The organism is Acidovorax sp. FG42 (assembly GCF_057809195.1).
Genome location: NZ_JBMDJM010000003.1, coordinates 74340 through 90256 on the forward strand (window position 1 = coordinate 74340; position 15917 = coordinate 90256).

Annotated in this window: 12 protein-coding genes; 9 read left to right on the plus strand and 3 right to left on the minus strand. The window is 67.3% G+C overall.

The features are described 5' to 3' along the window. The first annotated feature begins 18 nt into the window (after positions 1 to 18). From ACODSM_RS04750 to ACODSM_RS04765, 4 genes are all read left to right on the plus strand, one after another. Positions 19 to 936, plus strand: a complete 918-nt coding sequence (locus ACODSM_RS04750; RefSeq protein ID WP_488804486.1) for a LysR family transcriptional regulator — start codon at positions 19 to 21, stop codon at positions 934 to 936. A gap of 199 nt (positions 937 to 1135) precedes the next feature. Further along, positions 1136 to 2299, plus strand: a complete 1164-nt coding sequence (locus ACODSM_RS04755; RefSeq protein ID WP_476016290.1) for an iron-containing alcohol dehydrogenase — start codon at positions 1136 to 1138, stop codon at positions 2297 to 2299. A gap of 170 nt (positions 2300 to 2469) precedes the next feature. Further along, the gene (locus ACODSM_RS04760; protein ID WP_488804487.1) at positions 2470 to 3552 is read left to right on the plus strand and encodes an alpha/beta hydrolase family protein; all 1083 of its coding nucleotides are present in this window, start codon (positions 2470 to 2472) and stop codon (positions 3550 to 3552) included. A gap of 141 nt (positions 3553 to 3693) precedes the next feature. Next, positions 3694 to 4374 (plus strand): type 1 glutamine amidotransferase domain-containing protein, encoded by a 681-nt coding sequence (locus ACODSM_RS04765; protein ID WP_488804488.1) that lies wholly within the window; start codon positions 3694 to 3696, stop codon positions 4372 to 4374. A gap of 146 nt (positions 4375 to 4520) precedes the next feature. Here the strand turns inward: ACODSM_RS04765 and ACODSM_RS04770 are convergent, their stop codons facing one another. Continuing rightward, positions 4521 to 6641, minus strand: a complete 2121-nt coding sequence (locus ACODSM_RS04770; protein WP_488804489.1) for a molybdopterin-containing oxidoreductase family protein — start codon at positions 6639 to 6641, stop codon at positions 4521 to 4523. 136 nt (positions 6642 to 6777) lie between these two features. Here ACODSM_RS04770 and ACODSM_RS04775 point away from each other — a divergent pair, with 136 nt between their 5' ends. Beyond that, the gene (locus ACODSM_RS04775; protein ID WP_291441999.1) at positions 6778 to 7926 is read left to right on the plus strand and encodes an ABC transporter substrate-binding protein; all 1149 of its coding nucleotides are present in this window, start codon (positions 6778 to 6780) and stop codon (positions 7924 to 7926) included. 46 nt (positions 7927 to 7972) lie between these two features. Here ACODSM_RS04775 and argE read toward each other — a convergent pair whose 3' ends face one another. Then, entirely contained in the window at positions 7973 to 9130 is a 1158-nt protein-coding gene (argE, locus tag ACODSM_RS04780; RefSeq protein ID WP_488804490.1) for an acetylornithine deacetylase, read from the minus strand. A 76-nt stretch (positions 9131 to 9206) separates the two neighbouring features. Between argE and ACODSM_RS04785 the strand changes: the two genes are divergently transcribed. From ACODSM_RS04785 to ACODSM_RS04800, 4 genes are all read left to right on the plus strand, one after another. Then, complete coding sequence (locus tag ACODSM_RS04785) at positions 9207 to 10418, plus strand: M20 aminoacylase family protein (protein ID WP_108626405.1); 1212 nt, start codon at positions 9207 to 9209, stop codon at positions 10416 to 10418. 111 nt (positions 10419 to 10529) lie between these two features. Next, a complete protein-coding gene (locus ACODSM_RS04790) occupies positions 10530 to 11627 on the plus strand; it encodes a M14 family metallopeptidase (RefSeq protein WP_309827110.1) in 1098 nt (365 codons plus the stop codon). 201 nt (positions 11628 to 11828) lie between these two features. Continuing rightward, a complete protein-coding gene (locus tag ACODSM_RS04795; RefSeq protein WP_488804491.1) occupies positions 11829 to 12854 on the plus strand; it encodes a helix-turn-helix transcriptional regulator in 1026 nt (341 codons plus the stop codon). Positions 12855 to 13041: 187 nt separating this feature from the next. Next, the gene (locus ACODSM_RS04800) at positions 13042 to 14676 is read left to right on the plus strand and encodes a tannase/feruloyl esterase family alpha/beta hydrolase (RefSeq protein WP_488804492.1); all 1635 of its coding nucleotides are present in this window, start codon (positions 13042 to 13044) and stop codon (positions 14674 to 14676) included. A gap of 67 nt (positions 14677 to 14743) precedes the next feature. Here ACODSM_RS04800 and ACODSM_RS04805 read toward each other — a convergent pair whose 3' ends face one another. Further along, positions 14744 to 15910 carry a mandelate racemase/muconate lactonizing enzyme family protein gene (locus ACODSM_RS04805; RefSeq protein ID WP_488804493.1) on the minus strand — a complete coding sequence of 389 codons (1167 nt, stop codon included), beginning with the start codon at positions 15908 to 15910 and terminating at the stop codon, positions 14744 to 14746. Positions 15911 to 15917 lie beyond the last annotated feature (7 nt).

The window sequence follows — 15917 nt, forward strand, 5'->3', positions numbered from 1 at the left end:
CCGCACCCAAGGCACGCCATGAAAAGCCTGCAAGACCTTGACATCTTTGTACGCACCGTGGACAGCGGCAGCCTCTCGGCCACGGCGCGTGCGCTGGACCTCACACCCGCCGCTGCGAGCGCCGCGCTCAAGCGGCTGGAGGCCGAGCTGGGCGTGGCGCTGTTCGTGCGCTCCACGCGCAGCCTGCGGCTCACGCAGGAGGGCGCGCTGTTCCTGGAGCATTGCCGCCCCGCGCTGGCCGCGCTGCAGCAGGTGCAAGGCCAGCTAGCAGGCGGGCGCGCCGGTGGCTTGCGCGGCACGCTGCAGCTGGCGGCGCCGTCTGACCTGGGGCGCAATGTGCTGCTGCCCTGGCTCGATGCCTTCCAGGCCGAGCACCCCGGCATTGACCTCCGCCTGCAGCTGGCCGACCGCGTGGCCAACGTGTACAGCGAGCCGGTGGACGCAGCCTTTCGCTACGGCAAGCCGCAGGATTCGAGCCTGGTCGCACTGCCGCTGGCCGCCGACCACCGGCGTGTGCTCTGCGCGGCGCCCGCCTACCTGGCAGCGCACGGCATGCCCGACACGCCCCACGCACTGGCCGCACACGAGGGCCTGTGCTTCATGCTGGGCGAGGACGTGCACGACCGCTGGCGCTTCTGGGACGCCGCTGGTCAGGAGGTCGTGGTGCGCGTGCGCAGCCGCAACGTGGCCAACGATGGCGATGTGGTGCGCCGCTGGGCCGTGCTGGGCCGGGGCATTGCGTACAAGTCGTACTTTGATGTGGCTGATGATCTGGCCGCCGGGCGGATGGTGCCGCTGTGCCCTGGCTGGACCACCGAGGCCGTGCCGCTCTTTCTGGTTGCCCCCAGCCGCCGCCAGTTCACGCCGCTGGTGCGGGCACTGCGCGACTTCGTGGCCGGGCGCCTGCAGGCGCTCATGGAGCGGGCGCCACGCTGAGCGCTAGCAGCAACCGCATGCGCTGCGCCGACCTGCTGCACGAGGCTCTGCCAGCAGCAGGGCTATCGCACACGCGACCGGCGCCGCCCACCCGTGCGCCGCACAATCGCGCCCTTGCTGCCGCCACCGAGAGCGGCGCACCCGCTGCGCAGCCAAATGCCCGGTGCTGCGGCAACGCCATTGACGGAGAAAGACGATCATGCTGAATTTCGACTTCCACAACCCCACCCACATCGCCTTCGGCCAGGGGCGCATTGCCGACTTGGCCAAGCTCGTGCCCGCTGCCGCCAAGGTGCTGATCCTGGTGGGCGGCGCCAGCGCCGAAAAGACCGGTACGCTGGCCGAAGTGCGCGCCGCGCTGGGCGAGCGCCAGCACGCCACCTTCAGTGGCATCGAGCCCAACCCGAGCTACGAAACCTCCATGAAGGCCGTGGCGCAGATCCGCGAAGGCGGTTTTGACTTCTTGCTGGCCGTGGGCGGAGGCTCGGTGATCGACGCCACCAAGTTCATCGCCGCCGCCGTGCGTTTTGAGGGCGCCGACCCCTGGGCCATCCTCGAAAAACACGGCCGCAATATCCAGGGGGCGATGCCATTCGGCTCGGTGCTCACGCTGCCCGCCACGGGCTCGGAGATGAACAACGGCGGCGTCATCACCCACCGTGCCAAAGGCGCCAAGCTGTCGTTTGGCAGCGTGCACACCTACCCGGTGTTCTCGGTGCTCGACCCCACTAAGACCTACACCCTGCCGCCGCAGCAACTGGCCAATGGCGTGGTGGATGCGTTTGTGCACACGGTGGAGCAGTACCTGACCTACCCGGTCAACGCGCCCGTGCAGGACCGATTTGCCGAGGGCATCCTGCAGACGCTGATCGAGGTGGGCCCGCGCCTGCTGACAGCGCAAGAGCCCGTGTATGACGACCGTGCCAACCTCATGTGGGCCGCCACCATGGCGCTCAACGGCCTGATTGGCGCGGGCGTGCCGCAGGACTGGGCCACGCACATGATCGGCCACGAGCTGACGGCCCTGCACGGCATCGACCACGCGCGCACCCTGGCCATCGTGCTGCCCGCGCTGCTGAACGAGCGCCGGGTGGCCAAGCGCGCCAAGCTGTTGCAGTACGGCGAGCGCGTGTGGGGCATCACCACCGGCACGGATGACGAGCGCATCACCGCCGCCATCGAGCGCACGCGCGACTTCTTTGAAAGCATGGGCATCGCCACGCGCCTGTCGGGCTACGGCCTGGGCGGCGACACGGTGACCGCCGTGGTGGCGCAGCTCGAAGCGCATGGCATGGTGACCCTGGGCGAGCAGCGCGAGATCACGCCCGCCGTCAGCCGCCGCATCCTGGAAGCCGCGCTGTAATCGGCTGCGGGCTGTGGTGGGGAGGGGGGGCGCACATGCGCTCGCCCTCTCCACAACGCATTTCACGCCGCACAGCCGCGTTTCGTCGCAGGGCGCTGGAGCCCGCCGGTTGCGCCACCTACAGTGCCGTCAAGCCGCCCCTCAGGGTGGCATTTGACGAAAGGCGCACCGTGACTCTCATCCTCTTCTTGGCCCTCCGCTCTGCATGGCGCAACGCCCGTGCCCCGCTGTTGGCGGCTTTCTTGGCGCTGCTGGCCTGGGCCACGCCGGCATCGGCCCAGTACGCCGGGCTGCGCACCCTGGTGGTCCCTGGCGCCGAGCCGGTGACTGTGGCCCTGTTTTACCCCACGCCGGTGGTGGCGCGCACACAGCCCATGGGCCCTTGGCGGCCCGTGGTCACGCCGGGCGCGCCGGTGGCGGCCGTGCCCCTCAAGGGCCTGATCCTTATCTCGCACGGCACCGGCGGCCATGAGCTGGGCCATCACAACCTGGCAACCCGCCTGGCGGCCGACGGCTATCTGGTGGCGGCGCTGCGCCACCCGGGCGACAACTGGGAAGACCGGTCGATGATCACCTCGGGCCGCTACTTCAGCGAACGCCCCCGCCAGGTGAGCCGCGTGCTGGATGCCCTGCTGGCCAGCCCCGAGTGGGGCCCCCGCATTCCGGCCGGCCGCATTGGCGCCGTGGGGCACTCGGCAGGTGGCTACACCGTGCTGGCCCTGGCTGGCGCGCAGGCCGAACCGGCCCGTGCGGCAGAGCACTGCCGCAACGTGTCGGACGACCCGGGCTTTTGCAGCCTGGGCAAGCTCCCGAGCCGCCCCCAGTCAGGCCAGGCCGCACCAGCCGTTGCCGCTGCGGTGACTGCGCAGGGCCCTGCCGCCGTGCAGGACGGCCCGCTGGTCTCCGTGGCAGACCCCCGCATTCGCGCCGTGGTGGCCATGGCGCCCATGGCGGTGGTGTTCACGCAGGGCAGCCTGAAGGCCATCAGCGTACCCGTGCGGCTGATGGTGGCCGAGCGCGATGCCGTGCTCACCGGCAAGTACCACGGCGGCTACGTGGCGGCGAATTTGCTTGCTGCACAGGCCAGCACGGTGCCGGGCGCGGGCCACTTCGCCTTCATGGCCCAGTCCGTCTGGCCGCTGGCGTCCGAGGCGGGAGACGCTGCAGCCAACCCCGAGGGCTTTGACCGCGTGGCCTACCACGCCACACTGGAGAACGAGGTGGCGGAGTTTCTGGACCGGCAGCTGCGTTGAAGGGCGAAGGCGTGGCACGCACGGCCGCGCCGCGCTGTAAGCCAATGCCGCAAACCTGCCCGTATCGCGGGACAAGATGCGCGATGGCTGCTACGGTGGTGGTTTGGTTTTCCGATCCGCCCCCTACAGAAAGCGACCTCCATGGCACACATCCTCATGGTTCTCACGTCCCACGACCAACTGGGCGACACCGGCAAAAAGACGGGCTTCTGGCTGGAAGAGTTTGCCGCCCCGTACTACGTGTTCAAGGACGCTGGCGCGCAGATCACCCTGGCATCGCCCCACGGCGGCCAGCCGCCGCTGGACCCCAAGAGCGACGACGAAAACGCCCAGACCGATGCCACGCGCCGTTTCAAGGCCGATGCCGAAGCGCAAAAGCAGCTGGCCAGCACCGTGCCTTTGTCCAGCGTGAAGGCCGGGGACTTTGACGCCGTGTTCTACCCCGGCGGCCACGGCCCGCTGTGGGACCTGGCCGAAGACGCGCAGTCCATCGCTCTCATCGAAAAGACCTTTGCCGCAGGCAAGCCGCTGGCGCTGGTGTGCCACGCACCGGGCGTGCTGCGCCACACCAAGGCGCCTGACGGGTCGCCGCTGGTCAAGGGCAAAAAGGTGACGGGGTTTACCAACAGCGAAGAGGACGCGGTGCAGTTGACAAAGATCGTGCCCTTTCTGGTGGAAGACATGCTCAAGGCCAATGGCGGCGTGTATTCCAAAGGCCCTGACTGGGCGCCCTATGTGCTGACCGATGGCACGCTGATCACGGGGCAGAACCCGGCATCGTCCGAGCAGGGCGCACACGCGTTGCTGAAGCTGTTGGGGTAACGGACCGCGAAGGAGCCCTGCACAGCCGCAGATCCTGCGCAGAACGGGTGTTTGCGCAGGTTAAGGGTCAAAATGACTGCAAGCGCCAGCGCATATTGCGCAAGCAGCTATTGAATAGATAGCAATCCGAGCGTCTCACGCTGCCCTTAGGCCGTGGTGCTGGCGTGGGCGCCGGCGTCCATGTCGGCATCGGCGGCGCCTGCGGCCTCCACTTCCACCAAGCAGTCGTAAAACGTGGGCGCACGGCCCAGGTCGGTCAGCGCCTGGCTGGTCACCTCGTTCACGTTGGTGCCGTTCAGCCCCAGCTTGCGCCACCAGATGCCCAGGCCGTTGACCACGCCGGGCCGTGCACGGCGCGAGACGGTGGCGTGGCATAGGTAGCTGCCCCGGTCGTTGAACACGCGCACCACGGCGTCGTTGGCAATGCCGCGCGCTTCGGCGTCGTCGGGGTGGATCTCCAGCACGGGGCGGCCCTCGATGTTGCGCAGGCTCTGCACATTCACGAAGGTGGAGTTCAAGAAGTTGCGCGCGGGCGGCGAGATCATCGCCAGCGGGTAGCGGGTGTTGGTGCCCTGCAGTTCGTAGTTGGGCAGGTGGTCGGGCAGGCCGTCCAGGCCCTGCGCGGCTAGGCGGGCGCTGTAGAACTCGCACTTGCCCGAAGGCGATGGGAAGTTGCCCTCGGCAAACGGCGCATCGGGCAGCGCCAGCGTGGCAAAGCCCTGGCTTTCGAGCAGTGCGTAGTCCACGGCGTCGCCAAAGGCCTGGCGGCACAGCGCCTCATCAGTGTCGGCAAAACACGGCTCGGTGAAGCCCATGCGCGCGGCCAGGTCGCGGAAGATCTGCGCATTGCTGCGCGCCTGGCCCTGCGGCGCAATGGCGGGGCGGTTGAGCAGCACGTCGGTGTGGCCGTAGCTCAGGTGGATGTCCCAGTGCTCCAGCTGCGTGGTGGCGGGCAGGATGTAGTCGGCGTAGTCGGCCGTGTCGGTTTTGAAATGCTCCAGCACCACGGTGAACAAATCCTCGCGCGCAAAGCCCTGCACCACCTTGCTGGAGTCCGGCGCCACGGCCACGGGGTTGCTGTTGTAGACCACGATGGCCTCGACCTTCGGGCCGAACGTGGGCGAGGCCTCGCGCAGCAGGTCGTCGCCAATGGTGGACATGTTGATGGTGCGCGGTGTCTGGGCGGGCATCAGGTCGGGCCGCTGCAGCACGGCGCGCTGCGCGGGGAACTGGCCCGAGCTGGACAGCAGCACGCCGCCCGCGCGGTGGCGCCAGGCGCCCGTGAGCGCAGGCAGGCAGGCCACGGCGCGCACCGCATTGCCGCCGCCGCGCACGCGCTGCATGCCGTAGTTCAGGCGGATGGCGGCGGGCTTCGTCGTGCCGTAGTCCTTGGCCAGCTGGCGGATCTGCTCCACCGGAATGCCGCAGACCTCGGCCGCGAGCTCGGGTGGCCACTGCAGCGCGCGTTCGCGCAACGGGTCCCAGCCCAGCGTATGGCGGGCGATGTAGTCGTGGTCGAGCCAGTCGTTCTGGATCAGCTCGTGCATCAGCGCGAGGGCCAGCGCCGCGTCGGTGCCGGGGCGCAGGGCAATGTGCTCGTGGCACTTGTCAGCCGTCTCGCTTTTGCGCGGGTCGATGCACACCAGCTTGGCGCCACTGCGCTTGGCCTGTTGCGCGTAGCGCCAGAAATGCAGGTTGCTGCCGATGGAGTTGCTGCCCCAGATGAGGATGAGCTGCGATTCGGCAAAAAACTCTACCTTCATGCCCACCTTGCCGCCCAGGGTCTGCGTGAGCGCCTCGGCACCGGCGGATGCGCAGATGGTGCGGTCGAGCTGCGAGGCGCCCAGCTTGTGGAAGAAGCGGCGGTCCATGCTCTCGCCCTGCACCATGCCCATGGTGCCCGCGTAGCTGTAGGGCAGGACAGCCTCGGGCGCGCGCGCGGCGATGGACTGCAGGCGTTGGGCGATGTGGGCCAGGGCATCGTCCCAGGTCACGGGCGCGAATTGGCCGCTGCCTTTGGGGCCGATGCGCTTGAGCGGCGTGAGCACGCGCTCGGGGTGGTAGCTGCGCTCGGTGTACTTGCTCACCTTGGCGCACAGCGCGCCGTCGGTGTGGCGGTGGTCGGGGTTGCCCTGCACGCGGGTGGCTACGCCATGTTCGTCCACGGTGGTGAGCAGGGCGCAGGTGTCGGGGCAGTCGTGGGGGCAGGCGCCGCGCACCTGAATCAGGGCCGATGGAGGGGATTTAGCGTCAGAAGGCGTGGGCATTCGGGGGCTGGATCGTTAAACTGGCTGTCAGGGTTGGAACAGGTGTGCATATGGGCCCCTGTTTCCACGGAGCTGCCTACCGGCAGTGCAGAGGGGGATGCCCCTTCTTTCTTCTTATAAGAGCAGAGATTTCACCATGAACCAGACAGTATTGGGGCGCAGGCAGTTTTCGGTGGGCATGGGGGCCGTGGCGCTGGGCGGGTTCGGCCTGGCGCGTGCGCAGGGCGAGGGGCGCATCGTGCTGGGGCAGTCGGCGGCCTTCACCGGGCCGGCGGCCCAGCTGGGCGTGCAGTTCAACCAGGGTGCCAAACTCTTTTTTGACCAGCTCAACGCCCAGGGCGGCGTGGGCAAGCGCATGGTGGAGATCCGCACCATGGATGACGGCTACGAGCCCGACCGCTGCGCCGAGAACACCCGCAAGCTGATTGCCGACGAGGTGTTTGCCCTGTTTGGCTACATCGGCACCCCCACCAGCCTGGCCGCGCTGCCGCTGTTCACCAAGGAGAAGGTGCCGTTTTTTGGCCCCTTCACCGGCGCCGAGGCGCTGCGCCAGCCGTTCAACCGGCTGATCTTCCATGTGCGTGCGTCCTACTACGACGAAACCGCGCTCATCGTGCGCCAGCTCACCAACCTGGGGCTCAAGAAGATCGCGGTGTTCTACCAGAACGACGCCTACGGCAAGGCCGGCCTTGACGGCGTGACCCGTGCGCTGGCCGAACTGAAGCTGGCCCCTGTGGCGACCGCCACCGTGGAGCGCAATTCCACCGACGTGAAAGCGGCCGTGGACAAGCTGGTGCCCGCCACGCCCGATGCGGTGGTGCAGATTGCCGCCTACGCCGGCAGCGCTGCTTTTGTGCGCGCGGCGCGCAAGGCGGGTTTTGGCGGCACGTTCTACAACGTATCGTTTGTGGGCACGCAGGCGCTGGCCGACGAGCTAGGCAAGGACGGTGCGGGCGTGGTGGTGTCGCAGGTGGTGCCATCGCCCTACCAGCCTTCGCGCCAGATCACGCGCGAGTTTCTGGAGGCCATCAAGAAGGGCGGCGACAAGGTGCAGCCCAACTACTCCAGCATGGAGGGCTACCTGGCCGCGCGCGTGTTCACCGAAGGGCTGCGCCAGGCCCAGGCCGGCGGCAAGATCACGCGCGAGAGCTTTATCACCGGCACCGAGTCCATCGGCAACCAGGTGATCTCGGGCTTTCCGGTGTCGTTCAGCGCCACCAGCCATGCGGCGTCGAAGTTTGTCGAGATGTCGATGCTGACCGGGGACGGCCGGGTCAGGACCTGATCTCTGTCGGGCGGGGGCACGCGGAGGCCCCGTCGCCCTGAAGCGATCAGCCCAGCGCGCGCGTGCGCGCCAGCCCCTGCATGAATGCTTCGCAGCGGCCCAGCTGCTCCAGACTCACGTACTCATCCGGCTGGTGCGCCTGCTGGATGCTGCCGGGGCCGCACACCACGGTGGAGATGCCTGCGTTCTTGAACAGGCCCGCCTCGGTGCCAAAGGCCACCAGCGTGGTGCTCTTTTCGCCCGACAGCTCCTGCGCCAGACGCGTCACCGGGTCGTCCTTGCTGCCCAGAAAGCTGGGGATCTCGCAGATGGTCTCGAACTCGAAGCCGGCGGCAGGCGCCACCTTCTTCATGGCAGGCTCCAGCGATTTGGCGTAGGCCACCACTTCAGACTGCATCTGCGCGGCGTTGGCCGTGGGCAGGTCGCGGAACTCGTAGCGGAACTCGGCGTCGCGCGGCACCACGTTGTCGGCGATGCCGCCGTGGAACTGGCCCACGCTGCTGGTGGAGAAGGGCACGTCAAAGCCCTCGAAGCGGGGCTCGTTCTTTTCAAAGTCTTCCGCCATGTCGCGCACCCGGCTCACCACGCGGGCGGCCATCTCGATGGCGTTGACCGAATGGGGGGTGAGGGATGAATGCGCCTCCTTGCCGCGCACGCAGCACTTGTAGCGGTATACGCCCTTGTGCGCGATGGCGGGGATCATGCTGGTGGGCTCGCCCACGATGCAGGCCAGTGGTTGAATGTTGGCGTCGCGCAGGTCGGCGATGAGTTCCTTCACGCCAAAGCAGCCAATCTCTTCCTCGTAGCTGAAGGCGTAGTGAAGGGCGAACGGCGCATCGCTGTTCAGGAACTGCTCGGCCTGCGACACGGCCACGCCGATGAAGGCCTTCATGTCGGCGCTGCCGCGCCCGTACAGGTTGCCGTCCTTGACCAGTGCACTCAGCGGGTCCATGGTCCAGTCCTGCCCGTCCCACGGCACCGTGTCGGTGTGGCCCGAGAGGATGATGCCCGCTGGCTTGCCCTCGCCCAGCGTGGCGAACAGGTTGGCCTTGGTCTTGTCCTCGTTGAAGGTTAGGCGGCTTTTCACGCCCAGCCTGGCCAGGTGGTCGCGGATGAAATGGATCAGCTCCAGATTGGAGTTGTGGCTGACGGTGTTCATGCGCACCAGGGTTTGCGCAAGTTCGAGGGCGTGGGCAGAAATCATGGGTGGCTAGCGAATAACCCGGGTTGGCACGTGTGTTGCTCCCGGGCTAGACTGTGAGATCGTAAGGACACATATCATGAACGTTATTGACTCCATCGTCACCCAGGCGGCCAGTATTGCAGCGGTGCGCCGGGACATTCACGCCCACCCCGAGCTGTGCTTTGAGGAGGTGCGCACCGCCGACGTCGTGGCGCAAAAGCTCACCGAGTGGGGTATTCCCATCCACCGGGGCCTGGGCAAGACGGGCGTGGTGGGCATCGTCAAGGGGCGCGATGGGGGCGCCAATGGCCGCGCCATCGGCCTGCGCGCCGACATGGACGCCCTGCCCATGCAGGAGTTCAACACCTTCGCCCACGCCAGCAAGCACCAGGGCAAGATGCACGCGTGCGGTCACGACGGTCACGTGGCCATGCTGCTGGCGGCGGCCCAGCACTTTGCCAAGCACCGCAACTTTGACGGCACCGTGTACCTGATCTTCCAGCCGGCCGAAGAGGGCGGTGGCGGTGCCCGCGTGATGATCGAGGACGGCCTGTTCGAGCAGTTCCCCATGGAGGCCGTGTACGGCATGCACAACTGGCCCGGCATGCCCGTGGGCACCTTTGCGGTGAGCCCCGGCCCGGTGATGGCATCGACCAGCGAATTCAAGATCACCATCCGGGGCAAGGGCGGCCATGCGGCGCTGCCGCACACCGGCATCGACCCGGTGCCGATTGCCTGTGGCATGGTGCAGACCTTCCAGACCATCATCAGCCGCAACAAGAAGCCCGTGGACGCGGGCGTGATCTCGGTCACCATGATCCACGCGGGCGAGGCCACCAACGTGGTGCCCGACAGCGTGGAACTGCAGGGCACGGTACGCACCTTCACCACTGAAGTGACGGACCTCATCGAAAAGCGCATGCGCCAGATCGCCGAGAACCATTGCGCTGCGCACGACGCCACCTGCGAGTTCGAGTTCGTGCGCAACTACCCGCCCACCGTCAACTCCCCCGCCGAGGCCGAATTTGCCCGCAAGGTCATGACCGGCATCGTGGGTGAAGAGCGTGTGGTGGTCCAGGAGCCCACCATGGGCGCCGAAGATTTTGCCTACATGCTGCAGGCCAAGCCCGGTGCGTACTGCTTCATCGCCAACGGCGACGGTGCCCACCGCGAGATGGGCCACGGCGGCGGCCCCTGCATGCTGCACAACCCCAGCTATGACTTCAACGACGACCTGATCCCGCTGGGCGCGACCTACTGGGTCAAGCTGGCCGAGGAATGGCTGGCCCAGCCTGCCAAAGCAGCCTGAAGCAGCCTGAAGCAGCTTGCAGCGGCGTTGACCCTCCTCCACCCGGGCGCGCGCAGCGCGCGTGCCCGGGTTTTCTTTTTGTCTCCCCACTGACTCCTGAAAGCCCTGCCCATGACCGGAATCGTTGAAGCCTTCTCGCCCAGCTATGCCCAGGCGCGCACCAAGTTTCTGGAGGCTGCCGCAGCCGCCGGCCTGCCCATCGAATCGCATGCCCACCCGCTCAAGGGCCGCGATGGTGAAGACCTGGCGATGGACGTGGTGCGCGACGGCCCGGCGGATGCGAAGAAGCTGCTCATCGTGAGCAGTGCCTGCCATGGCGTCGAGGGCTACTGTGGCAGCGGCGTGCAGGTGTTTGCGCTGCACGATGCCGAGTGGCGCGCCAAGGCGCGCGATGCGGGAGTGGCCACGCTCTACATCCACGCGCTCAACCCCTATGGTTTCTCGCATGTGCGCCGCTTCACACACGAGAACGTGGACCTGAACCGCAACTTCCAGGACTTCAGCAAGCCCCTGCCGGTGAACACGGCCTACCGCGAGGTGCAGCCCCTGCTGCTGCCCGAGCAGTGGCCGCCCGGCCCCGAGAACCAGGCGGCGGTGGCGGAGTACATCGCCACCAAGGGCGAGGCCGCGTGGCAGGCCGCCATCTCGCAGGGCCAGCACGAGTTTCCGCAGGGTGTGTTCTTTGGTGGCACCGAGCCCACCTGGAGCAACCGCACGCTGCGCCAGGTGCTGCGCCAGCACGGTGCCGCAGCTTCCAAGATTGCCTGGATTGACCTGCACACCGGCCTGGGCCCCAGCGGCCATGGCGAGCGCATTTATGCCGGCAATGACGACGCCGTGGCCGTGGCTCGCGCACGCGCCTGGTGGGACGGCGGCGGCGCCACGCCGGTCACGTCGATCTACGACGGCTCGTCCACCTCGGCCTTCCTCACCGGCCTGATGTGGACCTCGATCTACGACGAGTGCCCCCATGCCGAGTACACCGGCATTGCCATGGAGTACGGCACGGTGCCCGTGCTCGACGTGATGAACGCCATCCGTGCCGAGCAATGGCTCAATCTGCACCCCGAAACTCCGGCTGACAAGGCGGCCCAGATCAAGGCGCAAATGCTGGCGGCCTTCTACACCGACACCGACGTGTGGAAGGGCCAGATCATCAGCCAGGCACGGCAGTCGATGTTCCAGGCGGTGGACGGGCTGGCGGCCTGATTTTGTGCCAAAGTAGCCCCAGGTGCTAGTTTCATATGCCTGTGGCGCTATCAATATAGTAGTGATTGCGCAGGGGTTTGGCGGGTAGTACGGGTTCAGGAGGGTTGGGGCTGCCACCGCAGGGCGGCTACCATCGCCCCAAAAACCAGGAGACACCATGGCCTCTGACCCTGTGCGCGATGCGGGGCGACGCGCATGCCGATGAGCCCGCCTTCTGCCCGGCAGGCAGGGTCGGCACGGCAGCCCTTCGTGCCCCCGCCCGACCCGCTGCGCGCGTTGAGCCGCAGCCTGCTCCAGCTGTCTGAGCACGCCCAGCAGGTGGCCCCACAGGACTTGTTGCACCAGGCCATGCAGACCTTGCAAAGCCTGGTGCCTTTTGATTCCGCCTGGTGGGGCGAGGTCTCTGCGGGCGACGTGCAGGTAGCGCCCCGCAACTGGCTGCACGGCAGCATGGGCCTGAGTCGCAGTTTTGCCGAGGAGTGGAACGCGCTGGCGGCCGTCGATGAGTTTGGGTTGCAGTCCATGCGCCAGCTCGGGGTGGTGATCCGCGAGCGCGATGTGATCGGCGAGGCTCCAGAGCACCCGCAGGTGCTGGCCTTCAGCCAGCGCCACGGCCTGCACCACTGCATGGCCCTCACGGCCGAGCTGCCTGACAGCGGACTGATGTTTTTTGTCTCCATCTATCGCCCGCCGACGCGGCCCGAGTTTTCGGACGGCGAGACCGTGCTGTTCGGCGAATTCGTCCTGCACCTGTTGCAGCAGTGGCACCACCGGCTGCAGCGTCTGCAGAGCGACACCCCCGGCCGCCCATGGGACCGCTTTGCCCTGGCCCGGCCGTCGGGCGAGCTGCTGTTTGCCGGACTGCGCATCAGCCGGGCGCTGGGCGAGGCCTGCCCCGGCTGGAACGGCACCCACCTGCCACCGGCGGTGGCGCAGGCGCTGGCGGGCGCGCCCTGCACCCTGTCGGTGGGCAAGGCCTGCCGCCTGCGGCTGGAGCCCTGCGGGCCGCTGGTGGCGGTGAGCCTGGCCTCGCGCCAGCACAAGCAGGCGCTGGCCCCGCGCGAGCTGAGCGCCGCCATGCTCTACGCACAGGGCCGCTCGCACAAAGACATTGCGGCCACGCTGGGCCTCACCCCCGCCACGGTGCGCACCTACCTGCGCACGGCCTATGCCGCGCTGGGCGTGAGCAACAAGCTGGAGCTGGTGGTCGCGCTGCGCCACCAGTAGCGAGCGGTTACGGGGTACCGCAGGTGGACCCCGCGGTGCTCGGTAGTTTCCCGCTCCCTCTGCATTTGCAGAGGCTGCAACCGCGCCGCCTTTTCCTATCGTCCGCACCGGAGTCCAGACACCGGTGCGGGCCACACCGTCGCCCGGCCTGGATTCCTGAAGAACCGTCATAACAGGAGACCCTCGCATGTTCCCCCATCCTCACTCCCTCACTGCGGCGCCCCGGCGCCACGCCCTGGCACGCGCAGGGCGATGGACTGCCGCCTGCACCTTGGGTGCCGTGGCCACGTTGGCCCTGACCGCCTGCGGCGGCGGCAGCGACGCCAATCCCCCACTGGCCAGCAAACCCCTGGCCGAAGCCTGCGCCGCGTACACCTCTGCCGCGCTCCCCCATGGCGCCAAAGTCACCCGCACCGAGCTGCGCAAGGCCGACGCCACCTTGCCCGATGCCTGCATCGTGCGCGGGCAGATCGTTTCCTCGCCCGAGTCCACCATCAACTGGGCGGTAGAGCTGCCCACGCTCGCGCAGTGGAACGGCAAGACGCTGACCATTGGAGGTGGCGGCTTTGACGGTTTCATCCCCACCGACGACCCGTGGTACCAGCAGCTGGTGGGCCCGTCGGCCAACCCGTACGTAAAGATCAGCTCCGACTCCGGCCACCAGGTGCGCGGCTTTGCCTGGGGCCGCAGCGACGTGGCGCTGCGCAACCATGCGTTCGACGCCAACCACTTCGTGCTGGAGGTGGGCACCGCCATCGCTACCGAGTTCTACGGCAAGCGTCCCACCCGGCGCTACCACATGGGCCATTCCAACGGTGGGCGCTCGGGGCTCATCTCCACGCAGAAGTACCCCAAGGACTACGACGGCGTAGTCGCCATGGAGCCCGCCATCGCCCAGCAGGCGCACCAGGTCAACCTGGGCCCCACGGTGCTGCGCCACATCTTCAAGAGCCGCGACAACTGGATGAGCCCCGCCAAGATCGCGCTGTATGCCAAGGCCGAGGTGGCGGCGTGCGACGGCCTGGACGGCCTCAAGGACGGCATCATCAGCAACATCGAGGCCTGCAACTACGTGCCCACCGACCTGCTGTGCCAGGGCGCGGACAACGACAGCTGCCTCACGGCCGGACAGATCGAGTCCATCCGCCTCATCTACAGCGACCACAAGACGCCCGTGACCCTGTCGCGCGGCGCCGTGGGCTACCCGCGCTATGGCCGGGGCGGATCGTCCACCTCGGACTGGCAGTCGTACATGTTCGGCACCAGCTTTGACGCGCCCGATTCGTTCAACCACATGGCCGTGACCGAAGCTGCGCGCCTGGTGGAGGGCAACCCCAACGCCAACATCCTGACCCACGACCCCACGCAGTACCAGGCGCAGTACAGCCGGCTGGCCGAGATGATCGACGGCACGGACCCAGACATTGCGGCCTTTGCCGACAACGGCGGCAAGCTGCTGATCTGGTACGGCCTGGGCGACACCTGCGTGTCGCTGTACCGCACGGCGGAATACTTCGACACGGTGAAGCAGCGCCTGGGCGCCAGCAAGGTACAGACCTTTGCACGCATGGTCACATCGCCCTCCAACGGGCATGACCTGGACGGCGTGGGCACCGAGCCGCGCTCCATCGACCTGCTCGCCGCCATGGACGCGTGGGTGGAAAAGGGCGTGGCCCCGGATAAGCTGGTCGCCACCAAGTTCGCGCCCAGCACCACCACGCCCGTGGCCCAGCGCCCGGTGTGCGAGTACCCCCAATTCCCGCGCTACAACGGCACGGGTGACCCGAGCAAGGCAGAGAGCTTTACCTGCTCAGCCACTTGAGCAACACATTGGATGTGGATGCAAAATGGCACGCCCCTGGGCGTGCCTTTTTTCGTCCCGTCGTCCATCAGGATGCCAGCGCGCGCATCTCCGCAATCAGGTCCGATTTGCCTTCAAAGCCGATGCCCGGCAGCGGCGGCAGCGTGACATAGCCGTTATCCACCTTCACGCCATCGGGGAAGCCGCCGTAAGGCTGGAACAGGTCGGGGTAGCTCTCGTTGCCGCCCAGGCCCAGGCCGGCGGCAATTGCCAGCGACATCTGGTGGCCGCCGTGCGGTATGCAGCGGCTGGCGGACCAGCCGTGTTCCTTGAGCATGTCGAGCGTGCGCAGGTACTCCACCAGGCCGTAGCTCAAAGCGCAGTCGAACTGCAGCCAGTCACGGTCCTTGTGCATGCCGCCGTGGCGGATCAGGTTGCGCGCGTCCTGCATCGAGAACAGGTTCTCGCCCGTGGCCATCGGGCCCTTGTAGACCTCGCCCAGTCTGGCTTGCAGCTCATAGTCCAGCGGGTCGCCAGCTTCTTCGTACCAGAACAGCGGGTACTGCGACAGGGCCTTGCCGTACTCGATGGCGGTCTTCAGATCGAAGCGGCCATTGGCGTCCACCGCCAGTTGCTGGCCGGGGCCCAGGATCTTGAGCACGGACTCGATGCGCTCGCAGTCTTCGGCCAGCGTGGCGCCGCCGATTTTCATCTTGACCACCGAATAGCCGCGCGCCAGGTAGCTTTCCATTTCGTTCTTGAGGCCGTCCAAGCCCTTGCCGGGGTAGTAGTAGCCGCCAGCGGCGTAGACGAACACGCGCGGGTTGGGTGTGCCGTTGCCGTAGCGTTCGGCCAGCAGCTGGAACAGCGGCTTGCCCGCAATCTTGGCCGTGGCATCCCACACGGCCATGTCGATGGTGCCCACCGCCACCGAGCGCTCGCCGTGGCCGCCGGGCTTCTCGTTGATCATCATGCGGGCCCAGACCTTGTGCGGGTCCAGGTTCTCACCGGTCTCATCCAGCAGGCTGGCGGGTTCGGCCTCCAGCACGCGCGGGATGAAACGGTCGCGCATCAGCGCGCCCTGGCCGTAGCGGCCGTTGGAGTTGAAGCCGTAGCCGATCACCGGCTTGCCATCGCGGATCACGTCGGTGACCACGGCCACGAGGCTCAGCGTCATCTTCGAGAAGTCGATGTAGGCGTTGCGGATGTCCGACTTGATCGGGCGAGTCGATTCGAGGATGTTGACGATCTTCATGGTGGTC

Excerpts from the sequence above, each read along its gene's own strand:
- ACODSM_RS04795 (WP_488804491.1), top strand. The coding sequence starts at position 11,829 with ATGAGCCCGCCTTCTGCCCGGCAGGCAGGGTCGGCACGGCAGCCCTTC.
- ACODSM_RS04750 (WP_488804486.1), top strand. The coding sequence starts at position 19 with ATGAAAAGCCTGCAAGACCTTGACATCTTTGTACGCACCGTGGACAGC.
- ACODSM_RS04805 (WP_488804493.1), bottom strand. The coding sequence starts at position 15,910 with ATGAAGATCGTCAACATCCTCGAATCGACTCGCCCGATCAAGTCGGAC.
- ACODSM_RS04775 (WP_291441999.1), top strand. The coding sequence starts at position 6,778 with ATGAACCAGACAGTATTGGGGCGCAGGCAGTTTTCGGTGGGCATGGGG.
- ACODSM_RS04765 (WP_488804488.1), top strand. The coding sequence starts at position 3,694 with ATGGCACACATCCTCATGGTTCTCACGTCCCACGACCAACTGGGCGAC.
- ACODSM_RS04755 (WP_476016290.1), top strand. The coding sequence starts at position 1,136 with ATGCTGAATTTCGACTTCCACAACCCCACCCACATCGCCTTCGGCCAG.
- ACODSM_RS04770 (WP_488804489.1), bottom strand. The coding sequence starts at position 6,641 with ATGCCCACGCCTTCTGACGCTAAATCCCCTCCATCGGCCCTGATTCAG.
- ACODSM_RS04800 (WP_488804492.1), top strand. The coding sequence starts at position 13,042 with ATGTTCCCCCATCCTCACTCCCTCACTGCGGCGCCCCGGCGCCACGCC.
- argE (WP_488804490.1), bottom strand. The coding sequence starts at position 9,130 with ATGATTTCTGCCCACGCCCTCGAACTTGCGCAAACCCTGGTGCGCATG.
- ACODSM_RS04785 (WP_108626405.1), top strand. The coding sequence starts at position 9,207 with ATGAACGTTATTGACTCCATCGTCACCCAGGCGGCCAGTATTGCAGCG.
- ACODSM_RS04790 (WP_309827110.1), top strand. The coding sequence starts at position 10,530 with ATGACCGGAATCGTTGAAGCCTTCTCGCCCAGCTATGCCCAGGCGCGC.